Genomic DNA, 2,646 nt, shown 5'->3' on the forward strand with positions numbered 1-2,646 from the left:
AGTGTCGCCCGCCACGGTGATGGGACCGGTTTGAGCTGGGTTTAGCCACGGTCATGGGACCACCTGATTGCCAGTAATGGGACCACCGGCGTGTCGCGTCGGGGGCCGCTCGATAACTGGATCGGATCGCTTCACGTCGAAGTCGCGTGAAGGGGTTCGCCGATGTTTCGGGAGGTTTCTGTGGTCGAGATTCGTGAAGTACTTCGAGCGTGGCTGGCCGGCCATGGGTTGCGGGTGGTTGCCACCCAGGCCGGGGTGGACCGCAAGACTGCGCGTCGCTATGTCGAGGCTGCGGTGGCCGCGGGCCTGGACCGGGCCGGCGGTGTGGACCAGCTTGACGATGCGTTGATCGGTGCGGTCGTCACGGTGGTCCGCCCGGATCGCGCGCATGGATTCGGTTCTGCGTGGAAACTGTTGTCCGCCAACCACGATCAGATCACTAAGTGGGTCGACGATGACCTGACGGTGGTCAAGATCGGCGACCTGCTGGCCCGCCAGGGTGTACTCGTTCCGCAGCGGACACTGCACCGCTACTGCCAAACCAACACCAGCTATCAGGGCCGCCGGCGGGCTGGGACGGTGCCGGTGGTCGACGGCGAGCCCGGGGTGGAGTGCCAGATCGACTTCGCCCGGATGGGCATGCTGTTCGACTCGGCGACCGGCCGGCGGCGGGTGGTGCACGCGTTGATCTTCACGGCGGTGTATTCGCGGCACATGTTTGTGTGGCTGACATTCTCCCAAACGTTGACCGCGGTGATCGACGGCTGCGAAGCTGCGTGGGCATTCTTCGGCGGTGTCTTCAAGGTCCTCATCCCCGACAATATGAGTGCGCTTGTGGCTCATGCTGATTCGGTGAACCCACGGTTCACCGTCGGGTGGCTGGAGTATGCCCAGGCCCGTGGTTTCAGTACCGACCCGGCGCGGGTGGCACACCCGCAAGACAAGCCACGTGTGGAGCGGATGGTGCAGTACGTACGCAACAACTTCTTCGCCGGCGAGGACTTCACCGACCTCGCTGATGCCCAAGACCGGGCGCAGGTGTGGTGCGCCCAGAAGGCGGGCCTGCGCATCCACGGCACCACGTGCGCGCAGCCGGCGATGGTGTTCGCCGACCGAGAAGCCGAACGCCTGTTGGCGGCTCCGACCGTGCGGTATGCGGTGCCGGTGTATGCCGAGGTCAAAGTGGCCCGCGACTATCACGTCCAGCTGGCCAAGGCGTTGTACTCCATCCCGCACCACCTACGCGGACAGACGATCACCGCCCGCGCCGACGCCGAGTTGGCGAAGTTCTATCACCGCGGCCAGTTGATCAAGACCCATCCGCGCCAGTCCGCCGGCGCCCGGTCTACCGATCCGGCTGATCTGCCTGCGGACAAGACCGGCTACGCGATGCGCGATCTGCACCGGTTGATCGCCACCGCTGCCGGCCACGGCCCCAATATCGGCACCTACGCCGAACGCATGCTTGATCACGATCTGCCCTGGACCAGAATGCGCCAGGTCTACCGGCTGCTCGGGCTGGTCAAACGCTACGGCCCCGGCCCGGTCGAGATGGCTTGCGGCCGGTCCTTGGATCTAGATGTCGTCTCGGTGACCAAGGTCGCCGCCATGCTCGAGCAGGCCACCGAGAACAGTCCGATCCCGCCGCCGCGGGCCGCCTCCGGGCTGGCGGCGGCTCGGTTCGCCCGCGATCCTCGCGAGTACCGCCCGACACCGCGGCCGGACTGGTTGCAGGTCATCGACGGCGGCCAGACCGGTGAGCAGGGGCAGGAGGGGCTGTGGTGACCAAGCCCGCCAACGAGGTGGTCACGGATCCGATCTCGGCGGATCTGAAGAAGGTGATGCGGCAACTCAAACTGTCCCCGATGCTCGACACCCTGCCCGATCGGCTCACCTTGGCCCGCCAACAACACCTGTCCCACGCCGCGTTCCTGGAGCTGGTCCTTGCCGATGAAGCCACCCGACGCGACACCAGCTCGGCAGCCCGCCGAGCCCGCGCCGCCGGCCTGGACCCGGCCATGCGGCTGGACACCTGGGACGAGGACGCCGCCGTGCGCTACGACCGAACCCTGTGGACCGACCTGACCAGTCTGCGGTTCCTCGACGCCGCCCACGGGGCAGTCATCCTCGGTGCGGTCGGCGTCGGCAAAACCCACCTCGCCACCGCACTGGGCCACATCGCAGTGCGTCGTCGCATCCCCACCCTGATGCTGCGCGCTGAGGCAATGTTCAAGCGACTGCGGGCATCTCGCCTCGACAACAGCACCGAGGCCGAGATGCGGCGCCTCGCTCAAGTTCGTCTGCTCATCATCGACGACTTCGCGCTGCAGCCCATGGACGCCACCGCCACCGCCGACTTCTACGAACTCGTCGTCGCCCGCCATCAACACAGCGCCACGATCGTGACCTCAAATCGCGGGGCCGACGAATGGCTGACGGTCATGACCGACGCCATGCTCGCCGAATCAGCGGTCGATCGGCTCACCTCGACAGCCCACGAACTCGTCATCGAAGGACCGTCTTACCGACAACGTCAAAAGCCCACGGTTGACAGCTCACCGTCAAGCACACATCATCCCCACTGAGCCAAACAGGTGGTCCCTAGCCCGTGGCCAAACAGTGGTCCCATCACCCTGGCGAATGACA

The 2,646-nt window shown here is 65.9% G+C and carries 2 protein-coding genes; both read left to right on the top strand.

Going from position 1 to position 2,646, the window contains the following annotated elements:
* Positions 1–162 precede the first annotated feature (162 nt).
* On the top strand, positions 163–1,785 hold the full coding sequence (gene istA, locus BN4348_RS58985) for an IS21 family transposase (protein WP_066911768.1): 1,623 nt from the start codon (positions 163–165) through the stop codon (positions 1,783–1,785).
* A 56-nt stretch (positions 1,786–1,841) separates the two neighbouring features.
* Entirely contained in the window at positions 1,842–2,585 is a 744-nt protein-coding gene (gene istB, locus BN4348_RS58990) for an IS21-like element helper ATPase IstB (protein ID WP_066912028.1), read from the top strand.
* The last annotated feature ends 61 nt before the right edge of the window (positions 2,586–2,646 follow it).

Origin of the sequence: Mycobacterium interjectum (assembly GCF_900078675.2) — a bacterium.
In the GTDB taxonomy this organism is placed as follows: Bacteria; Actinomycetota; Actinomycetes; order Mycobacteriales; family Mycobacteriaceae; genus Mycobacterium; species Mycobacterium interjectum.